The 16581-nt window shown below is 73.5% G+C and carries 13 protein-coding genes and 1 riboswitch; of the genes, 9 read left to right on the forward strand and 4 right to left on the reverse strand.

The window, feature by feature from the left end; translation table 11 throughout:
* The first annotated feature begins 155 nt into the window (after positions 1-155).
* Complete coding sequence (locus LCE31_RS06405) at positions 156-971, forward strand: HNH endonuclease family protein (RefSeq protein WP_225012998.1); 816 nt, start codon at positions 156-158, stop codon at positions 969-971.
* A 76-nt stretch (positions 972-1047) separates the two neighbouring features.
* Here LCE31_RS06405 and LCE31_RS06410 read toward each other — a convergent pair whose 3' ends face one another.
* The gene (locus tag LCE31_RS06410) at positions 1048-1584 is read right to left on the reverse strand and encodes a hypothetical protein (protein ID WP_225012999.1); all 537 of its coding nucleotides are present in this window, start codon (positions 1582-1584) and stop codon (positions 1048-1050) included.
* A 258-nt stretch (positions 1585-1842) separates the two neighbouring features.
* On the opposite strand from LCE31_RS06410, the gene LCE31_RS06415 reads away from it, so the two are divergent.
* Positions 1843-4017 (forward strand): N-6 DNA methylase, encoded by a 2175-nt coding sequence (locus LCE31_RS06415; protein ID WP_225013000.1) that lies wholly within the window; start codon positions 1843-1845, stop codon positions 4015-4017.
* Between the two features lie 133 nt (positions 4018-4150).
* On the opposite strand, the gene LCE31_RS06420 is transcribed toward LCE31_RS06415, so the two are convergent.
* Together LCE31_RS06420 and LCE31_RS06425 are read right to left on the reverse strand one after the other, a co-directional pair.
* Positions 4151-4945, reverse strand: coding sequence for a class I SAM-dependent methyltransferase (locus LCE31_RS06420; RefSeq protein ID WP_308042223.1), 795 nt, complete (start codon positions 4943-4945; stop codon positions 4151-4153).
* Between the two features lie 135 nt (positions 4946-5080).
* Complete coding sequence (locus LCE31_RS06425; RefSeq protein WP_225013001.1) at positions 5081-7765, reverse strand: YfhO family protein; 2685 nt, start codon at positions 7763-7765, stop codon at positions 5081-5083.
* A gap of 123 nt (positions 7766-7888) precedes the next feature.
* Here LCE31_RS06425 and LCE31_RS06430 point away from each other — a divergent pair, with 123 nt between their 5' ends.
* The 4 genes from LCE31_RS06430 (at position 7889) to LCE31_RS06445 (ending at position 11297) form a co-directional block, all read left to right on the forward strand.
* Complete coding sequence (locus tag LCE31_RS06430; RefSeq protein ID WP_225013002.1) at positions 7889-8980, forward strand: glycosyltransferase family 2 protein; 1092 nt, start codon at positions 7889-7891, stop codon at positions 8978-8980.
* Positions 8977-9462: a GtrA family protein gene (locus LCE31_RS06435; protein WP_374118417.1), complete on the forward strand. Its 486-nt coding sequence runs from the start codon at positions 8977-8979 to the stop codon at positions 9460-9462. The genes LCE31_RS06430 and LCE31_RS06435 overlap by 4 nt, the downstream gene beginning before the upstream one ends.
* Positions 9463-9558: 96 nt before the next feature.
* Positions 9559-10233, forward strand: a complete 675-nt coding sequence (locus LCE31_RS06440; protein ID WP_225013003.1) for a SurA N-terminal domain-containing protein — start codon at positions 9559-9561, stop codon at positions 10231-10233.
* 8 nt (positions 10234-10241) lie between these two features.
* Positions 10242-11297, forward strand: a complete 1056-nt coding sequence (locus LCE31_RS06445) for a nucleoside triphosphate pyrophosphohydrolase (protein WP_374118418.1) — start codon at positions 10242-10244, stop codon at positions 11295-11297.
* A 100-nt stretch (positions 11298-11397) separates the two neighbouring features.
* Here LCE31_RS06445 and LCE31_RS06450 read toward each other — a convergent pair whose 3' ends face one another.
* Positions 11398-11973 (reverse strand): HutD/Ves family protein, encoded by a 576-nt coding sequence (locus LCE31_RS06450; RefSeq protein ID WP_225013005.1) that lies wholly within the window; start codon positions 11971-11973, stop codon positions 11398-11400.
* 319 nt (positions 11974-12292) lie between these two features.
* Between LCE31_RS06450 and LCE31_RS06455 the strand changes: the two genes are divergently transcribed.
* The 3 genes from LCE31_RS06455 to LCE31_RS06465 all read left to right on the forward strand — a co-directional run bounded on the left by LCE31_RS06455 (position 12293) and on the right by LCE31_RS06465 (position 16434).
* Positions 12293-13540 carry a cytochrome P450 family protein gene (locus tag LCE31_RS06455; RefSeq protein ID WP_225013006.1) on the forward strand — a complete coding sequence of 416 codons (1248 nt, stop codon included), beginning with the start codon at positions 12293-12295 and terminating at the stop codon, positions 13538-13540.
* Between the two features lie 181 nt (positions 13541-13721).
* The gene (locus LCE31_RS06460) at positions 13722-15200 is read left to right on the forward strand and encodes a transglycosylase family protein (protein ID WP_225013007.1); all 1479 of its coding nucleotides are present in this window, start codon (positions 13722-13724) and stop codon (positions 15198-15200) included.
* A gap of 320 nt (positions 15201-15520) precedes the next feature.
* A riboswitch (cyclic di-AMP (ydaO/yuaA leader) is annotated at positions 15521-15750 on the forward strand.
* A gap of 3 nt (positions 15751-15753) precedes the next feature.
* On the forward strand, positions 15754-16434 hold the full coding sequence (locus LCE31_RS06465) for a transglycosylase family protein (protein ID WP_225013008.1): 681 nt from the start codon (positions 15754-15756) through the stop codon (positions 16432-16434).
* Positions 16435-16581: the final 147 nt, after the last annotated feature.

Consider the following 16581-nt stretch of genomic DNA (forward strand, 5'->3'; position numbering starts at 1 on the left):
GGGGGGGTCCTTTATGGGTTTTCCTTGGTTGTGGGGGGGGGGCCGGGGGGGGGGTGGGGGGGGGGGCCCCGGGGGCCCCGGGGTTAAGTGGGGGGGGGGGGGCCCCCGGGGGGGGGGCCCCCCAGGACACCGGAACGAATCAGGTGGAGGCGCGGATGACGGCACGTCGGAGCGGACACGGCGCGCGGGGCGCGGGCGCATGGGCCATCGGGGCGGCGGCGGTCGTGCTGCTGGCCGGATGCCGGACGGATCTCCAGGGCGGCGATGCGCCGTCCTCGGGGGACCCGTCGGCGGCGTCCGGGGCGGCGGCGCCCGATGTCGGAGGCGGGGGCGGGGAGTTCGGCGTCAGCCCGCTCACCAACCCCGACGGTACGAAGCGGGGCCTTGGCCCTCTCACGTCGGCGGCCGACCGCAAGAGCGGGCTCGCCGTCATCGACAAGGTGGCGACCAAGGGCCGGGGCCCCAAGACCGGTTACGACCGCGACGAGTTCGGCTACGCGTGGATGGACTCCGCGAGCGGCGTGCCGGACGCGCACAACGGCTGTGACACCCGCGACGACGTGCTGAAGCGCGACGGCGATGACGTGAAGTACCGTTCCGGCTCCGACTGCGTGCTCATCTCGATGACCCTGCACGACCCGTACACGGCCAAGACCATCGACTGGCGCAAGACCAAGGCGACGACCGTGCAGATCGACCACGTGATGCCGCTGTCGTACGACTGGCAGATGGGCGCGGCGCACTGGGCGAAGTCCAAGCGCGAGCAGATCGCCAACGACCCGCTCAACCTGCTCCCGGTCGACGGCTCGCTGAACGAGTCCAAGGGCGACGCGGGCCCCGCGACCTGGCTCCCCCCGAACAAGGCGATCCGCTGCTCGTACGCGGTGCGCTTCGCCCAGGTCTCGATCAAGTACGAGCTGCCGGTGACGACGGCGGACAAGAGCGCGATGGCGCGCCAGTGCGGCGGTTGAGCGGCCGGCGGAGTGCGGGTGCGGTGCCCCGAGGGCCTCGGGGACCTCGGGGCCTTGGGGTCGCAGGGCTCAGGCCTCAGGGTGACGTGATGTCCAGTACCGCCGCGCCGTCGTGGGCCTGGCCGACCGTTACGTCGATCGAGGCCCCGTTCGTGGAGAGGTGGCCGTGGCCGCCGGGACCGGAGAGCGACATCGACGTCCGGGAACCGGCCGCCGACTCGGTGAGCTGGACCGTGGAGCCGGTGACGGAGACGTGCAGGGTCCTGTGCCCGACCGGGATCGCGGCCGGGTGGTCCACCAGGACCTGGCAGGAGCCGTCCGCGCAGGCCCGGTAGTTCCGGCCGTCGCGGGCACCACGGGCGTGCGGCGCGGGTGAGGCCGAGGCGGTGGCCCGCGCGGGGGCCGGACGTGTGATCGTCGCCGCGGGGCCCGGTGCCACGGCGGTCATGGGCGCGGCGGGCTTCGGGTCGTCCGTCGTGCGGGACGCGGGATGCCCGGTGCACCCGGCCAGGGCCGCCGCCCCGAGCAGGGCCGTCACCGCCCAGGCGCGTACGCGTGCGGGTCGTACGCGTACGGGGTGTACGGGGGTCGCGGGCCCTGCTGACGTCGCCATGGCCGTGACGCTAGCGGCGCCGGCCGGGCCGCCGGGCCGTCCACCGGGGTTCTTCGCCCGGACGAGTGGGTGCCGCGCCCGCCGTTGCCCGCAGGGGCGTGCGGGGGCCCGCGGGGGCCCGCCGGGACACGCGAACGGTGCGTGTGAACTGAGTCAACGAGCGGTAATTCGCAGGGTGAGCTTTCGGCTGTGAATGCCCTGTGGCCGGTGTGCGCATGTATGCTCGGCGTCACATCGGACCCCTCAGGGAGGCAGCTCGTGCCGGAGAACGCGACGGAGGTCACGGCCGCGGGGATCGCACGGCTCGCCGGGGTCGGACGTGCGGCGGTCAGCAACTGGCGCCGCAGGCATGCCGACTTCCCCCTGCCCGTGGGCGGAACCGACACGAGCCCCTCGTTCGCGCTCGCCGACGTCGAGCGCTGGCTCCGCGCCCAGGGCAAGCTCGCCGAGGTGCCGGCGCGCGAGCGCGTCTGGCAGGAACTCGCCGGCGATCCGGCGGGCGCCGCCGCCGCGCTCGTCCGGGTCGGCTGCGTCCTGGTGCTCGTACGGGAGAGGCCCGAGGAGTGGCAGAAGGCGGCGGCGCGCGGCGACGCCGACCTCGCGCGCGCCCTGCCGTCCGCCCTCGAACGCGTCCTGGTGCCCCGCCTCGCGCCCGGCTCCGGCACCGCGTGGCCCGCGGTGCCCATTCCGCCCGCACGTGAACTCCGCCCGGTGGCAAGCCTGTTGCGCGGGGCGGCGGAGCTCGCGGGCGAACTCGGCGCCACCGAGGCGTTCGAGTTCCTCCTCGGCCGCTATCTCGACGCCAACCCCCGCCAGTACACGCTCACCCCCGCCGACACCGCTTCCCTCATGGCCGCGCTCGCCGTGCCCCCGGGCGGCGGCGCCGGAGCCAAGGGCCCCAGCGACCGAACCGCTTCCCGCGGCTCCAAGGGCCCCACCGCCCGCACCGCTTCCCACGACCCCAACGGCCCCACCGTTTACGACCCCGCGTCCGGCACCGGCTCCCTGCTGTGCGCCGTGGAGCGGCCCAGCGCCCTCCACGCGCAGGAGTCCGCGCCCGAACTCGCCGCGCTCACCGCGCTGCGGCTGCTCCTGCGCACCGACCCCGGCACCACCCGCGTCGAGGTCGCCGCCGGGGACACCCTGCGCGCCGACGCCTTCCCGCGCCTGGCGGCCGACGCCGTCCTGTGCCACCCGCCGTTCAACGAACGCAACTGGGGCCACGACGAACTCGCCTACGACCCGCGCTGGGAGTACGGCTTCCCGGCCCGCACGGAGTCCGAACTCGCCTGGGTCCAGCACGCCCTGGCCCGGCTGCGCCCCGGCGGCATCGCCGTCCTGCTGATGCCGCCCGCCGCCGCCTCCCGCCGCTCGGGCCGCCGCGTACGCGCGGACCTGCTGCGCCGGGGCGCGCTGCGCGCCGTCGTCGCGCTGCCCGCGGGCGCGGCACCGCCTTACGGCGTGCCCCTGCACCTGTGGGTGCTGCGCAGGCCGGGCGGTCCGGGCAAGGCGGGCCCCTCGCCCGAACTCCTGCTCGTGGACACCGCGCGCCCCGGGGACCACCCGGGCGGCCGGGACGACCTCGACTGGGCGTCCGTGCGCGCCACCGCGCTCGGCTCCTGGCGCGCCTTCGAACGTGACGGCACCCTCGCGGGCCGGCCCGGCGTCAGCCGCTCCATGCCCGTCATCGACCTCCTCGACGACGATGTCGACCTGGCGCCGGCCCGGCATCTGCCGCCGCTCGCCGCACCCGGCGGGGCCGCCGAACTCGACGGCCTGCGCGACAGGCTGGCCGAGACCCTGCGCCGTACCGTCGAGCTCACACCGGGCCCCGCCCGGGGCGCGGCGGGCGCGCAGGGCGCCCCCGCTCCCCGTACCACGACCACCGTCGGCGAACTCGCCCGCACCGGCGCGCTCGAACTGCGCGCGGGCGGCGCCGCGACCGGACCTGGCGGGCCTCTGCGCGTCCTGACCGAGCAGGACGTCCTCGCGGGCGGCGCGCCCTCCGGGGCGCTCCCCGAGGGGCCGGGCGAGGAGCCCGTCCTCGTGCGCGCGGGCGACGTGGTCGTCCCCGTGCTCGGCGGCGGCTCCGTCGCGCGCGTCGTGGACGCGGCGGCCGAGGGCGCCGCGCTCGGCCGCAACCTCCAGCTGCTGCGCCCCGACCCGGGCGCGCTCGACCCCTGGTTCCTGGCCGGCTTCCTGCGCGGCACCGCCAACAACCGGCGCGCGAGCAGCTACGCGTCCACCGCGACCCGGCTGGACGTACGCCGCCTCCAGTTGCCGCGGCTACCGCTGAAGGACCAGCGCCACTACGGCGAACACTTCCGCGCGCTGGCCGCGTTCGAGGACGAGCTGCGCAGGGCGGCCCGGCAGGGCGATCAACTCGTACGCGCCCTGCACGACGGCCTGGCGGACGGGTCGCTGACGGTGTGACGGGCTGACGGTGTGACGGTGTGACGCGCTGGCGGTGTGACGCGCTGACGGTGTGACGGTGTGACGCGGGACGGGCCGGGCGCGCACCGCACGCGCAGCCCGCGCCCGGCGCACCCGGCCGGCCTCCGCGGCGTCAGTCCCGCACGCGCAGGAACGCCGAGGTGGACACCGCGCCGAGGAGCTCGAAGCGGGTGCCGCGCTGCGCCAGGTGCTCGTCGGTGGCGGTCTTGACGTGCTGCCACCGCTTGTCGCCGTAGTCGTCGACCACGACGACCCCGCCGGGCGCGGCTATCTTCTCGGCCCACTCCAGGTCGGCCCGCACTCCCGGGGCCGAGTGGTCGCCGTCCACCACGATGACGCCGTACTCGCGGTCCGAGACCCGGGCGCGTACGTCCTCGTCGCCGGAGAAGCCCCGCACGATCCGGGCCTCGGTGCCGGGCGTTCCGCCGAAGGCGAGGTTCGCGCGGACGACGTCCTCGCGCACCGGCGTTCCCGTCGGGTCGGCGCCCTCCGGGGTGCCCGGCTGGAGCTGGCTGCCGGCCAGCGGGTCCACGATCGTCATACGGGGTTCGATGCCGGCACGGTGCAGCATCCGCAGCAACGACGCCGAGAACAGGCCGTAGAGCGTGCCTATCTCCAGGACGTCGCGGCGGTCCTGCGGGGCGAGCAGCGGGGTCGCGGCGAGCTTGCCGCAGATGTTCTGGGTGGAGCCGGCGAGCCGGCCGACGGCCAGCATCTCCAGCGCGATCACGTTCCGGTAGGCGATGACGACGTTGCGGCGCGCGGCGGCCTCGGGAACACCCGTGACCTTCGCGACCTGAGCCACCAGTGTGTCGAGCTGTGCGGGGGTGGGGGTGCGCGGGCCGCTGCGGGCGGTGCCGTCGACAATCAGGGACAGGGAATTGCGCTCCCCGCGCAGGGTCGCCACCTCCTTTCTCAGTTTGTCTATCTCGGGGCGGATTCCCTTCATCTGGCGGGCCACACGGACATCGACCAGATGGGCTGCGGGACGCAGGACTCGTCGAGCGAGGGGGATTTTCGAGAAAGCGAACACAAGCGGAACCTACGTCAGCTGTTCGTCTCTGCGAACCAAGCGCGGATGGTGGGCGGATGAAGCCTTCGTGACCCGGAAACGCCGGGAAAACGACGCGATGGCGACCAGTACGAGAACAGCGGTGGAACCGGCTGCCCCACCTGCGACGAGTCCCGGCGGCCGGAACGAGCAGTCGAAGGAGTCCGATCCGCCGAGGCGCACCGCGACGAGTCCCAGGTAGGAGCCGGCGGGCTTCCCGTCACAGCTCCACCCCGCGATGCGGGGCGCGGAGAGGACCGCGTACCCGCTCGACCCCGCGGGCAGCTTCGCCCGCACGCCGCTGTCGCCGACCTCCAGGGACACGGCGGCCGTCCGCTTGAGGCGGGTGACGGCGGCGGCGAGCCTGCCGCGGTCGAGGCAGCCGACGCTCCACGCCTTCGGCGTCGCGGGCCGCCCCGACGTGGTGCGGAAGGTGATCCGCTCGCCCGCGGTGCGCACGGTTCCCAGGGAGACGACGGCGGCGCGGAACTTCGGCATCGCGCCGCGCAGTTCGACCGCGGCGCCCGAGCCAAGACGCGCCGTGCCCCAGAAGTCGGGGGCCGACACATACTCCTCGCTGCCCACCGGGCAGACGTGGTCGGCGGGCAGGGTGTAGACGGTGGCGCCGAGCAGCGCCTCCTGGTTGCGGAACGGCGACTTCCCGTACCGCGGCTCCCCGGTCGCCGGGTCGCTGCCCCCGCCGGTCGCCAGGGCCGCGGGCGCCGTCGCGGGCCGTACGGTCACCAGCGGCGGCACGTCCTCGCGGACGGTCACCGGGGCGTGGCCCCGCTCGGTGCGCAGCCGCGCGCCCACCGAGAAGACGGCGTCGGTGACCGGGTTGTCGAGGCTCTGCACGACCCGCCCGCCCGACGTCCAGCCGGCGCCGAGGGCGCGCATCGTCGTCGTGTACGTGTCGGACGTCATGCTGCTGTAGTAGCCCGCGCCCTCGCCGCCGATGAGCAGCGGATCGTCCGAACTCACCTGCGTACGACCGGGATCGGTGCGGTAAGCAGGCCAGCCGTCGGCTTTCCCGACGGCCGCGGCGCGCGCCGTCTGGTCCGCGCCCCAGGTCGGGTACGCCTCGAACTTCTTGAGCTTGGCGTGGTCGCCGTACGCCACGGTCGTGGTCCCCTGCCCGAGCAGGCTCCCGAGGAGCAGGACGGCGGCGGCCGCGGTCAGCGTGCGGGCCCCGCGTCCCGCCCGGCCGGAGGCCCCGGAGGCACCGGAAGCCCCGGAAGCCCCGGCGGCCCCGGAAGCCCCGGAGGCATCGGAAATTCTGGAGGCGCCGGAAGTCTCCGCGGCCCTGGAGGCGCCGGACGTCCCGGACGCCCCGGCGCGTACGAGAAGCAGCAGGCCGCCCGCCGTCCCGGCCACGGCGAGCACGAACAGCGCGAGCGCCGGCTTGTTCGCGAGGCCGCTGGAGGCGGCGCCGAGCCAGAGCGCGGCCAGCAGCCCGGTCCCGTACAGCACGGGACGCACGCCGGGCAGGCCGCGGGACAGGGCCGCCCAGGCGGCCACCACGACCACCCCCGCGAGTACGAACGTCTCCCGGTAGGGGCTGCCGTTGGGTATCGCGAAGGCGTGCCAGGCGAGGCTGGTGGGGCGCCACTGGAGCGACAGCGCCACGGCGACCACCAGGCCGACCCAGCCGGCGCGATCGCGCACGGGCACGTTCCGGTCGAAGGCGAGGCCGGCGACGAGCAGCAGCGCGCCCGCGCCGATGAACACGGCGGGCGACAGGAAGCTGTAGGTGCCGGGCAGGACCCGCGCGAACACGTCGTTCCACGGCGCGGGCGAGAACACGGCCGTCGAGCCGGGGAAGGCGTGCTTGGTGCCGAGGTACACCGGCAGCAGCACGGGTGCGGAGAGCGCCACGCCGAGCACCATCCGCCAGGCCGCCCCGACGAGGACCCGCACCCGCTCGCGCCCGGTGGTGTCCTGGTCGAGGAGCAGCCGCAGCACGAGCACGAGGGCGGCGCCGACCGTCGCCATGTAGGCCGTGTAGAAGTTCGCCACCCAGGCGAGGGCCACGATGAGCGGCCCGGCGACCGGGCGCCGCGCGGTACGGGCCCACTCGCCGACGAGGCACAGCAGCGGGAACGCGATGAGGCCGTCGAGCCACATCGGGTTGTACGACGCCTCGATGGCGGACCAGCCGCAGAGCGCATAGGTGGCGCCGAGCAGCGCGGCGGCCCACCAGGGCGGTCCGGCCGGCCCCGCGATCCCCGCCGTGTCACCCTCGCGGGTGAAATCTCGGGTCAGTCTCGGGAGGACCGCGGCCATCGCCGCACCCGCCGCGGCCATCTTCAGCACGGTGATCACGTACACCGCGAGGTCGATGCGATCACGCGGGAAAACGCCCACGAGCAGCGCGAACGGACTGGTGACGTACGTGCCGAGGTCCGGCAGGGACGCGGCGCCGAAGCCCGACTGCCAGTTGAGGAGCAGCCCGCCGTGCGCCGTGCCGTGCAGCAGGTCCCACAGGTGCGCGTGGAAGGGTACGAACTGGGCACCGAGATCGTTGATGCCGCGGGCGTGCTTCCCGAACGGGTACTGGCGCGCCGTGGCGTCGCCGAGGCACACGGCGACCGCGGTGATCAGGGCGGCGAGGAGCGCCGGACGGCCGGGCACACGACGGCCGCGTACGCGTGCGCGTACGGATTCCAGGGTGGGCATAGTGATCGAATATGCCAGCTCTCCGGCACAACTCAGCGGCGGGCGGCGTTCGTTCACGCATCAGCTGTGCGATATTCATGTTTACCTCCCGCCGTGGTCACGCCTTTCGGGTGTTGTTCTCCTGTGCTGATCTCGATAGTTGTCCCGTGTTTCAACGAAGCGGAGATCATCGAACGCTTCCACGCCCATGTGACCAGGGAACTCGTCACGCTCACCCAGGACCTCGGCCACGAATTCGAAATCGTCTACGTGGACGACGGGAGCCGGGACGCCACGCTTTCCCTGCTGGAGGCCGGCGCGAAAGCCGATCCTCGTGCGCGGTACGTCTCCTTCAGCCGCAACTTCGGCAAGGAGGCCGCGATGCTCGCGGGACTCCAGCACGCCGCGGGGGACGCCGTGGTCATCATGGACGCCGACCTCCAGCACCCGCCGGAGCTGGTCCGCCGCATGCTCGAACTGCACGCGCAGGGCTACGACCAGGTCATCGCGAAGCGCACCCGCAAGGGCGACCGGGTCACCAGGACGGTCACGGCACGCGCCTACTACTGGCTGATCAACCGCCTCGTGGACGTCGAACTCGTCGACGGCGTGGGCGACTTCAGGCTGCTGTCGCGCCGCACCGTGGACGCGGTCCTGCGGCTGTCCGAGAACAACCGCTTCTCCAAGGGCATATTCGCCTGGGTCGGCTTCCGCACCACGACCTTCGCGTACGAGAACGCCGTCCGGGAGCAGGGCCGTTCGAAGTGGAGCTTCGGCAAGCTTCTCAACTACGGCCTCGACGGGCTCATATCCTTCAACAACAAGCCGCTGCGCGCCGCGCTCTACCTCGGCTTCCTGCTGCTCTCGCTCGCGATGCTGTACGCCGCGTGGATCGTCGTCGACACGCTCATCAGCGGCGTCGGCACCCCCGGTTACGCGACCCTGCTGGTCGCCATCACCGCGCTGTCGGGCGTCCAGATGGTGATGATCGGAGTCGTGGGCGAGTACGTGGGCCGTATCTACTACGAGGTCAAGCGCAGGCCGCACTACCTGGTCGCGGCGACCGACGACGACGTGCGGACGGACGGCGACGTGACGGCCGACGACGTGACGGACGACGACGTGCGGACGGGCGACGACGTCGGGACGGACGGCGACGTGCGGACCGGCGGCGCGGCCGTGGCCGCCGGCCCCGGCACGACCCTGCCCGGGCGGGGAGAGCTGGTCCGCGGATGACGGTCCCGACGCCCGCGCCGGCCGCCTCCGAGCCGACGGCGCCGGCCCCGCGCGGCAGGCCCTGGGGACAGCTGATCCGCTTCGCCCTCGTCGGAGGCGTCAACACCGGTACGTACTACGTCTTCTACCTGGCGCTGCTGAGCGGCGCGGGCCTGCCGTACGTCGTCGCGCACGTCATCGCGTTCATCCTCAGCATGATCGGCTCGTTCTTCCTCAACAGCTGGTTCACCTACAGGACCCGGCCGACGCTGCGGAAGTTCCTGCTGTTCCCGCTCACCAACGTGGCGAACTTCGTCATCACCACCGGCGGCGTCTACGTCCTGGTCGACCTGCTCGGCATGAACGACACCTACGCGCCGCTCGTCGCCGCCGCCGCGGCCATCCCGATCACCTTCGTCGTCTCCCGGACGATCATGACGAGGCCCGACGAGCGGGCGGGGAGCCGGCAGCCGGAGGCGCTGACGCACCCGGTTCGCGGCTGAATCGTTGGTCCAGGCAGTGGCCCAGGCCACTGAGACTGCCTACCATCGATCACTGCAAGGCTTGTGCATCGAAGCACAATCTCTCGGGAGGCCCCCTTGAACCGCCTGAAGCGCCCCAACAGCCGCCGTCGCGCGCTGTTTTCCCTCTCCGTCACCCTGGTGGCCGGGGTTCCGCTGCTCGCCGCGTGCGGCAGCGCGCCGCACCCCGGCGCCGCGGCCGGCGTCGGCGGGCAGCGCATCCCGGTGTCGGCGCTCCAGGGCCAGGTCGACGAGGTGCGCACGGCGCAGCAGGCCTCCCCGCAGGCCGCCGAGCTGATCAGCAACAGCGCACAGCTGAGCCAGGCCAAGCTGAACGGCATGATCTTCGACCGCATCCTGGACCGTGCCGCCCACGACGCGGGCGTCTCCGCGAGCCGCCACGAGGTGCAGACCGCGCGGCGGCAGGCGGCGGCATCCGGCGGCGGCGAGCGGCAGTTCGAGGCCACGCTGCTCCAGCAGGGCGCCCTCACCCCCGGCCAGATCGACGACGCGGTCCGCAGGGACGTCCTCATGTCGAAGCTGGCGAAGGCCGTCGGCGGTGACACCACCACCCCCGCAGGACAGCAGAAGGTGCTCGCCGCGCTCGCGAGGACGTCGAAGGACATGCGCGTCGACGTCAACCCGCGCTACGGCTCCTGGGACAACGCCAAGGTCGCGCTGGCCAGCACCAAGACCGACTGGATCAAGCAGGTCTCGGGCCAGGAGCAGCAGCGGGAGCCGTCGGACGTGTGACGGGCGGCATGAGGGGTCCGGGGCCCGCTGCGGGTAGGTTCGGAAGGGTGAAGGACAAGACCGCCAAGACCACCACTCAGCCGGCCACGGGCCGGATCGTCCTGCTCACGGTCAGCCACCGGGTCGCGCCGGGCCTGCTGTCCTTCCAGGCGTGGGAGGCGCTGCGCACCGCCGACCGCGTGCTGTGCCAGGACCCGGACCACCCGCAGCTGCCCTACCTGCGGGAGGCCGGAGTCGTGGTCGAGACCGCGGCGCCGACGGCCGAGGAGCTGGTCGACGCGTGCCCGCCCGGCGCGAGCGTCGTGGTGATCCCCGCCGCGGCGGGCGAGGGCACCGACGCGGACCTGACCGACGGCCTCGCCCGGCTCGCCGGCTCCGGCCGCGTCCAGATGCCCGACCTGGAACTGCTGCCCGGCTCCTACGACCTGCCGGGCGCGCGCCTGCTCGACCTGGTCCAGGTCATGGACCGGATCAGGCGCGTGTGCCCGTGGACGTCCACCCAGACCAACAAGGGCCTCGCCCGGTACGGCATCGAGGAGATGTACGAACTGGTCGAGGCGATCGAGGACGGCGACGCGGCCGAACTGCGCGAGGAGCTCGGGGACGTCCTCCTCCAGGTCGTCTTCCACGCCCGTATCGCCGAGGAGGCCGAGGACGCGCAGGACGCGTTCTCCATCGACGACGTCGCGGCGGCCATCGTGGAGAAGCTGATCCACCGCCACCCGCACGTCTTCGGCGACGAGAGGGCCGACACCGCCGACGACGTGCACGCCCTGTGGGAGCGCACGAAGGCGGTGGAGAAGCACCACCGCACCTCCGTCACGGACGGCATCCCCCTGGGCCAGCCCGCGCTCGCCCTCGCGGCGAAGCTGTCGAGCCGCGCCCGCGCCGCCCGTTTGAGCGTCGAACTCCCCACCGGGGACAACGCGTTGGGGTACGCCCTGCTCGCACTCGCGGTCGAGGCGGAGTCCCAGGGCGTCGACCCGGAGAGCGCCCTGCGCGCGGCGGCCCGCACCTACCGGGACGCGATCAGGACGCGGGAGAAGGCCGGCCGCGACGCCTGACCCGCGCGACGCGCGCCGGAATCTGCGAACTCCCGGCGCGCGGGAAGCCCCAGCGGGTGGGAATCCTCAGCGGGTGGGAATCCCCGGCGCCCGGGAACCCTCAGCGCGCGGGAGTGACGCGGATCTCCGCGACGGTGCCGCCTCCGGCCAGACGCACGGTGCCCGCCCCGTCCTGGCGTACGCAGTCCAGGCGGCCCAGCGGGACCCTGCCGCCGTCCGCCCCCTCCAGGGCGATGTCCCCGCCGACGGGCAGCACGAGCAGCGTCTCGTCTTCGGCGCAGGCGAGAGCGAGGGAGCCCGCGACATCCAGCACCCGCACCCGGCCCGCCGTGCGGCCCCTGCGGGTCATCAGATTCATGTCGCGCGCGGCGCCGCCGGGCAGACGGCAGTCCGTGACGGCGTCTCCCGGGAAGGCGAACGGCTCAAGCGGCACCAGCCGGTGCTCGGCACCGTCCACGGTCAGCACCATGCCGTCCCCCTCGACCAGCGTGATCACCCGGTCGATACCGGGGAACGCGGAGAACGGCCCCTCGGACGCCACGTCCGCGACGCTCACCCGCCAGTCGAACCCGTCCCCGTCGCCGGAGCGCCGCGCGGCCACCTCTTGCGTGGTCCCGCCGCCGTTCTTCCACGGCACCCTGCGGTACTCGTCCTCCCGCAGAACTGCGCTCCCCATGTCCCTGCCCCACTCTCGCCCACCGGTGCCACGCGTACGCGGCCCAGCATACGAACCGCGGGTCCCGGTGCCGTACGGAGCCGGAGCGCGCCCGGCCCCTTACGGGCGCCCCGGTCTCCCGTACACGGCTCTCTATATAGGGGACGGGGCGCCATATATAGGGGACGGGGCGCCGCGCACCTTCCCGTCCCCTATATACGCGCCATGCGAGCCCTCTCTGCGAGCCCCTCTGCACGCCCTCTGTACGCGCCCCCGTACCAGAGGGCGGGAAGGAGCGGGCGCGCGCCGGGCGTCCGCGTGCGCCCCGTACCGTTTGCGCATGTCCGATGCCGCTTCGCCGTCCCCCGAGCTCTTCTCCTGGGAGTTCGCCACCGACCCCTACCCCGCGTACGCCTGGCTCCGCGAGCACGCGCCCGTGCGGTGGACGCGGCTGCCGAGCGGGGTCGAGGCATGGCTCGTGACCCGGTACGCGGACGCCCGCGTCGCGCTCGCCGAGACGCGGCTGTCGAAGAACCCGGTGCACCACGCCGAGCCGGCGCACGCCCGGGGCAGGACCGGCATCCCGGGGGAGCGCGGCGCGGACCTGATGACGCATCTGCTGAACATCGACCCGCCGGACCACACCCGGCTGCGCGGGCTCGTCTCGAAGGCGTTCACCCCGCGCAGGGTCGCGGAGTTCGCGCCCCGCGTACAGGAGTTGTCCGACCGGCTCATCGACGGGTTCGCCGCCGCCGGCTCCGCCGACCTCATCCACGAGTTCGCCTTCCCGCTGCCCATCTACGCCATCTGCGACCTCCTCGGCGTACCCCCGGAGGACCAGGACGACTTCCGCGACTGGGCGGGCATGATGATCCGCCACGGCGGCGGGCCGCGCGGCGGCGTCGCCCGGGCGGTGCGGAAGATCCGGGCCTATCTCGCCGAGCTGATCCACCGCAAGCGGCGGAACCTCGGCGACGACCTCATCTCCGGCCTCATCCGCGCGAGCGACCACGAGGAGCGGTTGACGGAGAACGAGGTGGCCGCCATGTGCTTCGTGCTGCTCTTCGCCGGCTTCGAGACGACGGTGAACCTGATCGGCAACGGCATGTACGCCCTGCTGCGCAACCCCGGGGAACGGGGCAGGCTCCAGAACGCGCTGCGCGCGGGCGACGGCTCACTCCTCGTCACCGGCATCGAGGAACTGCTCCGTTACGACGGTCCCGTCGAGCTCGCGACCTGGCGTTACGCCACCGAGCCGCTGACGCTGGGCGGTCAGGCGATCGGCACGGGGGACCCGGTGCTCGTCGTGCTCGCCGCCGCGGACCGCGACCCGGAGCGGTTCGGCGCGCCCGACACCCTCGACCTCGCCCGGCGTGACAATCAACACCTCGGCTACGGCCACGGAATCCACTACTGTCTCGGCGCACCGCTCGCCCGCCTCGAAGGACGGACGGCACTCGCGTCGCTGCTGACGCGCCTGCCCGATCTGCGGCTTGCGGCCGATCCGGCTGAATTGCGGTGGCGCGGGGGGCTCATCATGCGCGGTTTGCGCACGCTTCCCGTCCGCTTCGAAGCCCTGCGTGACTGAGCTGGTGTCAAGTCTGTGATATTCGCGTGATCTCCGCTGGACCGACTTGTGACAAGCGTTCGACTGACGCTACGTTGCCGAGCGACCCAGCGGCCACGGAAGGCGCGTGCAGCCCCAGGGCCACGGGTCGCTTCGCGCGTCGCGCATTCCATGCGTGACCACGTAAACGGAAGGTAATCGCATGTCCGGGAACGGTCGACACCGTCGCCCCCGCCAGGCGCCCGCCATCGTCGTGGCCGCGGGGGTGACCGGCTCAGCCATCGCCATCCCGCTGCTGGGTGCCGCGAGCGCGAGCGCCGCCCACGCCTCCACCTGGGACAAGGTCGCCGCGTGCGAGAGCGGCGGAGTGTGGAGCGCAAACCTCAGCAACGGCTACTTCGGCGGCCTCCAGATCAGCCAGGACACCTGGGACCAGTTCGGCGGCAGCGCCTACGCGAGCCGGCCCGACCTCGCGACCAAGTCCCAGCAGATAGCCGTCGCCGAGAAGATCCTCGCCGGGGAGGGCTCCCAGACCTGGGCGGACTGCGCGGACACGGCAGGGCTGCCGAAGGCGGAGGGGACGTCCGGCTCCGGCGACTCCGACAGCGGCGGGGGCCTCGGCCACCTCGTGGGCGGCCTGCTCGGCGGTTCGGGGACGACGAGCGGCTCCGGGACGACGAGCGGCTCCGGTTCGAGCGACGGGGACGGCTCGACCGACCCGTCGGGCACCCCGGCCACGGGAGATTCCAGCGGCTCCGCCACCCCGGACCCGTCCGCCAGTTCGGACGGCGCGGGGGACACGGCGGACCCCGGCACGGAGACCGGCTCCACCGGGCAGCCCACCCCCTCCAGCACACCCTCGGACTCCGCGTCGCCCGACGCCTCCGGCTCCGCGCCCGGCGCGCCCTCCGCGACCGGCGGCAAGCACCGCGCCGGGTCGCCCTCCGGCGCCGCGTCCACCGACGACGACGGCTTCCCGCTCAGCGTCAGCCGCGACAACAGCGGCGGCGTCACATCGGGACCCGCGACGGCGGGCGCGGGCTCCGTCGGCAACGCCGACCAGCCCGGCGTCGTACGGGACACGGGCGGCGCGCCCGTCATCCGCATCCCGTTCGCGCCGCGGTACCCCTCAAACCCGCACGAGGCGAGCTCGCCCGGCGCGCTGTGGCAGTTCCCCGACGAGGCGGCCTGGGCCGGCCAGGACGCGGCGCCGGCCACGGACACCCCGGGCACCACGCCCGCGGGGACGCCGTCCGGCGCTCCGGGCGCGGGCGCCCCGGCCGCCTCCGGCGGACCCGCCACGGGCGCGCTGCCCGGGCCGGGCGCGACGACCGCCACGCCGGGCCCCTCGGGCTCCGACGGGGCCGCGGGCAAGCACCGGGGCGGCGCCGCGCCGGAGGCGTCCGGCTCCTCCGCGACGACCGCGACGGACAGTGATTCCCAGACCGGTCAAAACGGGCGTCACTCCTCGTCGGGTGACGGCGTGTCATCGGGCACGGCGACGCCGTCGGGCTCGGACGCCCGCTACATCGTCCGCTCCGGCGACAGCCTGGCGGGGATCGCGGCGAGCCGGGGAGTGGACGGCGGCTGGCAGGCCCTGTACGCGGCGAACAAGGCGGCCCTCGGCTCCGATCCGGACCACATCGTTCCTGGCCAGACTCTCGACCTCGGAGTCGGCTGACACCACGGGTGAAGCGAGGACAGCGCACGGGCGGCCACGAAGTGGCCCCCGTGCGCTGTCAGTTCGGCCCCCTATGTCCGATTCTGTGAAAATGAGACAAGCGTCTCTTCGGGCTGTTTGGTCGAAATGGCCCGTCAGATTCGCCTGTTTCGGGCCTCACCTGGGGAAATGAGGCCATGCGAGTGAACGCTATGGGTGTTTTCGCCGGGATGTCCTTCTTTGAAGATCTGACAGTCCTATGTTTACGGTCTTCACCGCTCGCACCGCGGGCCCAGTCGACCGAAACGCCGAATCCTGCCGTCGGTCGGCCGGAACAGTCGTCGCGTCAAGCGCCGAAGGCAGGAGCGGGGGACCCAAGGTTCCGCCGCCGGACCGGGAAGGCCGTCCGTGGAAGGACGGCCCAGCGGCCCGGCTTGGGGTTAAGCCGCGAGCGGGCCCGCACATCCAGTGCGGACCGTAGGGATCACGTCCGACGTGGTCCGATCGCGACCGGGCAACTCACTGCGCCCGAACCCGACAGCTGACCTCGCAGGCGTCGGTGAGGAGATGCTTCATGCTGCGTTCGAACAAGGCCCACAAGCACCGCCGCCCCTCGAAGGCCGTCCGCTACGCCACGCTCGCCGGCGTCACCGGCGCCGCTGTCGCCGTTCCGCTGCTGTCCGCCACCTCGGCCTCCGCCGCCTCGGTCTCCGAGTGGGACCAGGTCGCCCAGTGCGAGTCCGGCGGCAACTGGTCGATCAACACCGGCAACGGCTTCCACGGCGGCCTCCAGTTCACGAACTCCACTTGGGCCGCGTACGGCGGCACCGCCTACGCCCCGCAGGCCGACCAGGCCTCCAAGTCGCAGCAGATCGCCGTCGCCGAGAAGGTGCTCGCGGGCCAGGGCAAGGGCGCCTGGCCGGTCTGCGGCAAGGGCCTCTCCGGCCCCGGCGGCTCCGGCACGGTCACGAGCGAGGACACGACCTCGTCCGCGCAGCAGGCCCCGGCCAAGCAGCAGTCCCGCCCCCAGACGCAGTCGCGTCCGGCGCAGCAGCAGGCCAGCCGCGGCGACGCCCGCCCCGCCGTGATCAAGAAGGGCGACGGCGAGTACAAGGTCAAGCCCGGCGACACCCTGTCGAAGATCGCCACGGCGCACCACGTCAAGGGCGGCTGGAAGAAGGTCTTCAGCCTCAACAAGAAGATCCTCACGGACGCCGACAAGATCTACCCGGGCCAGCAGCTGCACCTGCACTGACCGGCCCTCCCGTGCCCCTCCCGCCCGGCCGTTCGGCAGGACCCGCCCCGCGGGTCCGGCCGGCCGCCCCCCCCCCGGCGGGGGGGGCCCCGGGGCGCCCCCCCCCCCGGCCGGGCGCCCCCCCCCGCGCCCGGGCCCCCCCCGGTT

The organism is Streptomyces sp. 8L (assembly GCF_020176795.1).
Classification (GTDB): domain Bacteria; phylum Actinomycetota; class Actinomycetes; order Streptomycetales; family Streptomycetaceae; genus Streptomyces.

Bases quoted from the DNA above. Each gene is read 5' to 3' on its own strand.
- LCE31_RS06405 (WP_225012998.1), top strand. From the start codon at position 156: ATGACGGCACGTCGGAGCGGACACGGCGCGCGGGGCGCGGGCGCATGG.
- LCE31_RS06410 (WP_225012999.1), bottom strand. From the start codon at position 1,584: ATGGCGACGTCAGCAGGGCCCGCGACCCCCGTACACCCCGTACGCGTA.
- LCE31_RS06425 (WP_225013001.1), bottom strand. From the start codon at position 7,765: ATGCCCACCCTGGAATCCGTACGCGCACGCGTACGCGGCCGTCGTGTG.
- LCE31_RS06435 (WP_374118417.1), top strand. From the start codon at position 8,977: ATGACGGTCCCGACGCCCGCGCCGGCCGCCTCCGAGCCGACGGCGCCG.
- LCE31_RS06445 (WP_374118418.1), top strand. From the start codon at position 10,242: ATGAGGGGTCCGGGGCCCGCTGCGGGTAGGTTCGGAAGGGTGAAGGAC.
- LCE31_RS06450 (WP_225013005.1), bottom strand. From the start codon at position 11,973: ATGGGGAGCGCAGTTCTGCGGGAGGACGAGTACCGCAGGGTGCCGTGG.
- LCE31_RS06455 (WP_225013006.1), top strand. From the start codon at position 12,293: ATGTCCGATGCCGCTTCGCCGTCCCCCGAGCTCTTCTCCTGGGAGTTC.
- LCE31_RS06460 (WP_225013007.1), top strand. From the start codon at position 13,722: ATGTCCGGGAACGGTCGACACCGTCGCCCCCGCCAGGCGCCCGCCATC.
- LCE31_RS06465 (WP_225013008.1), top strand. From the start codon at position 15,754: ATGCTGCGTTCGAACAAGGCCCACAAGCACCGCCGCCCCTCGAAGGCC.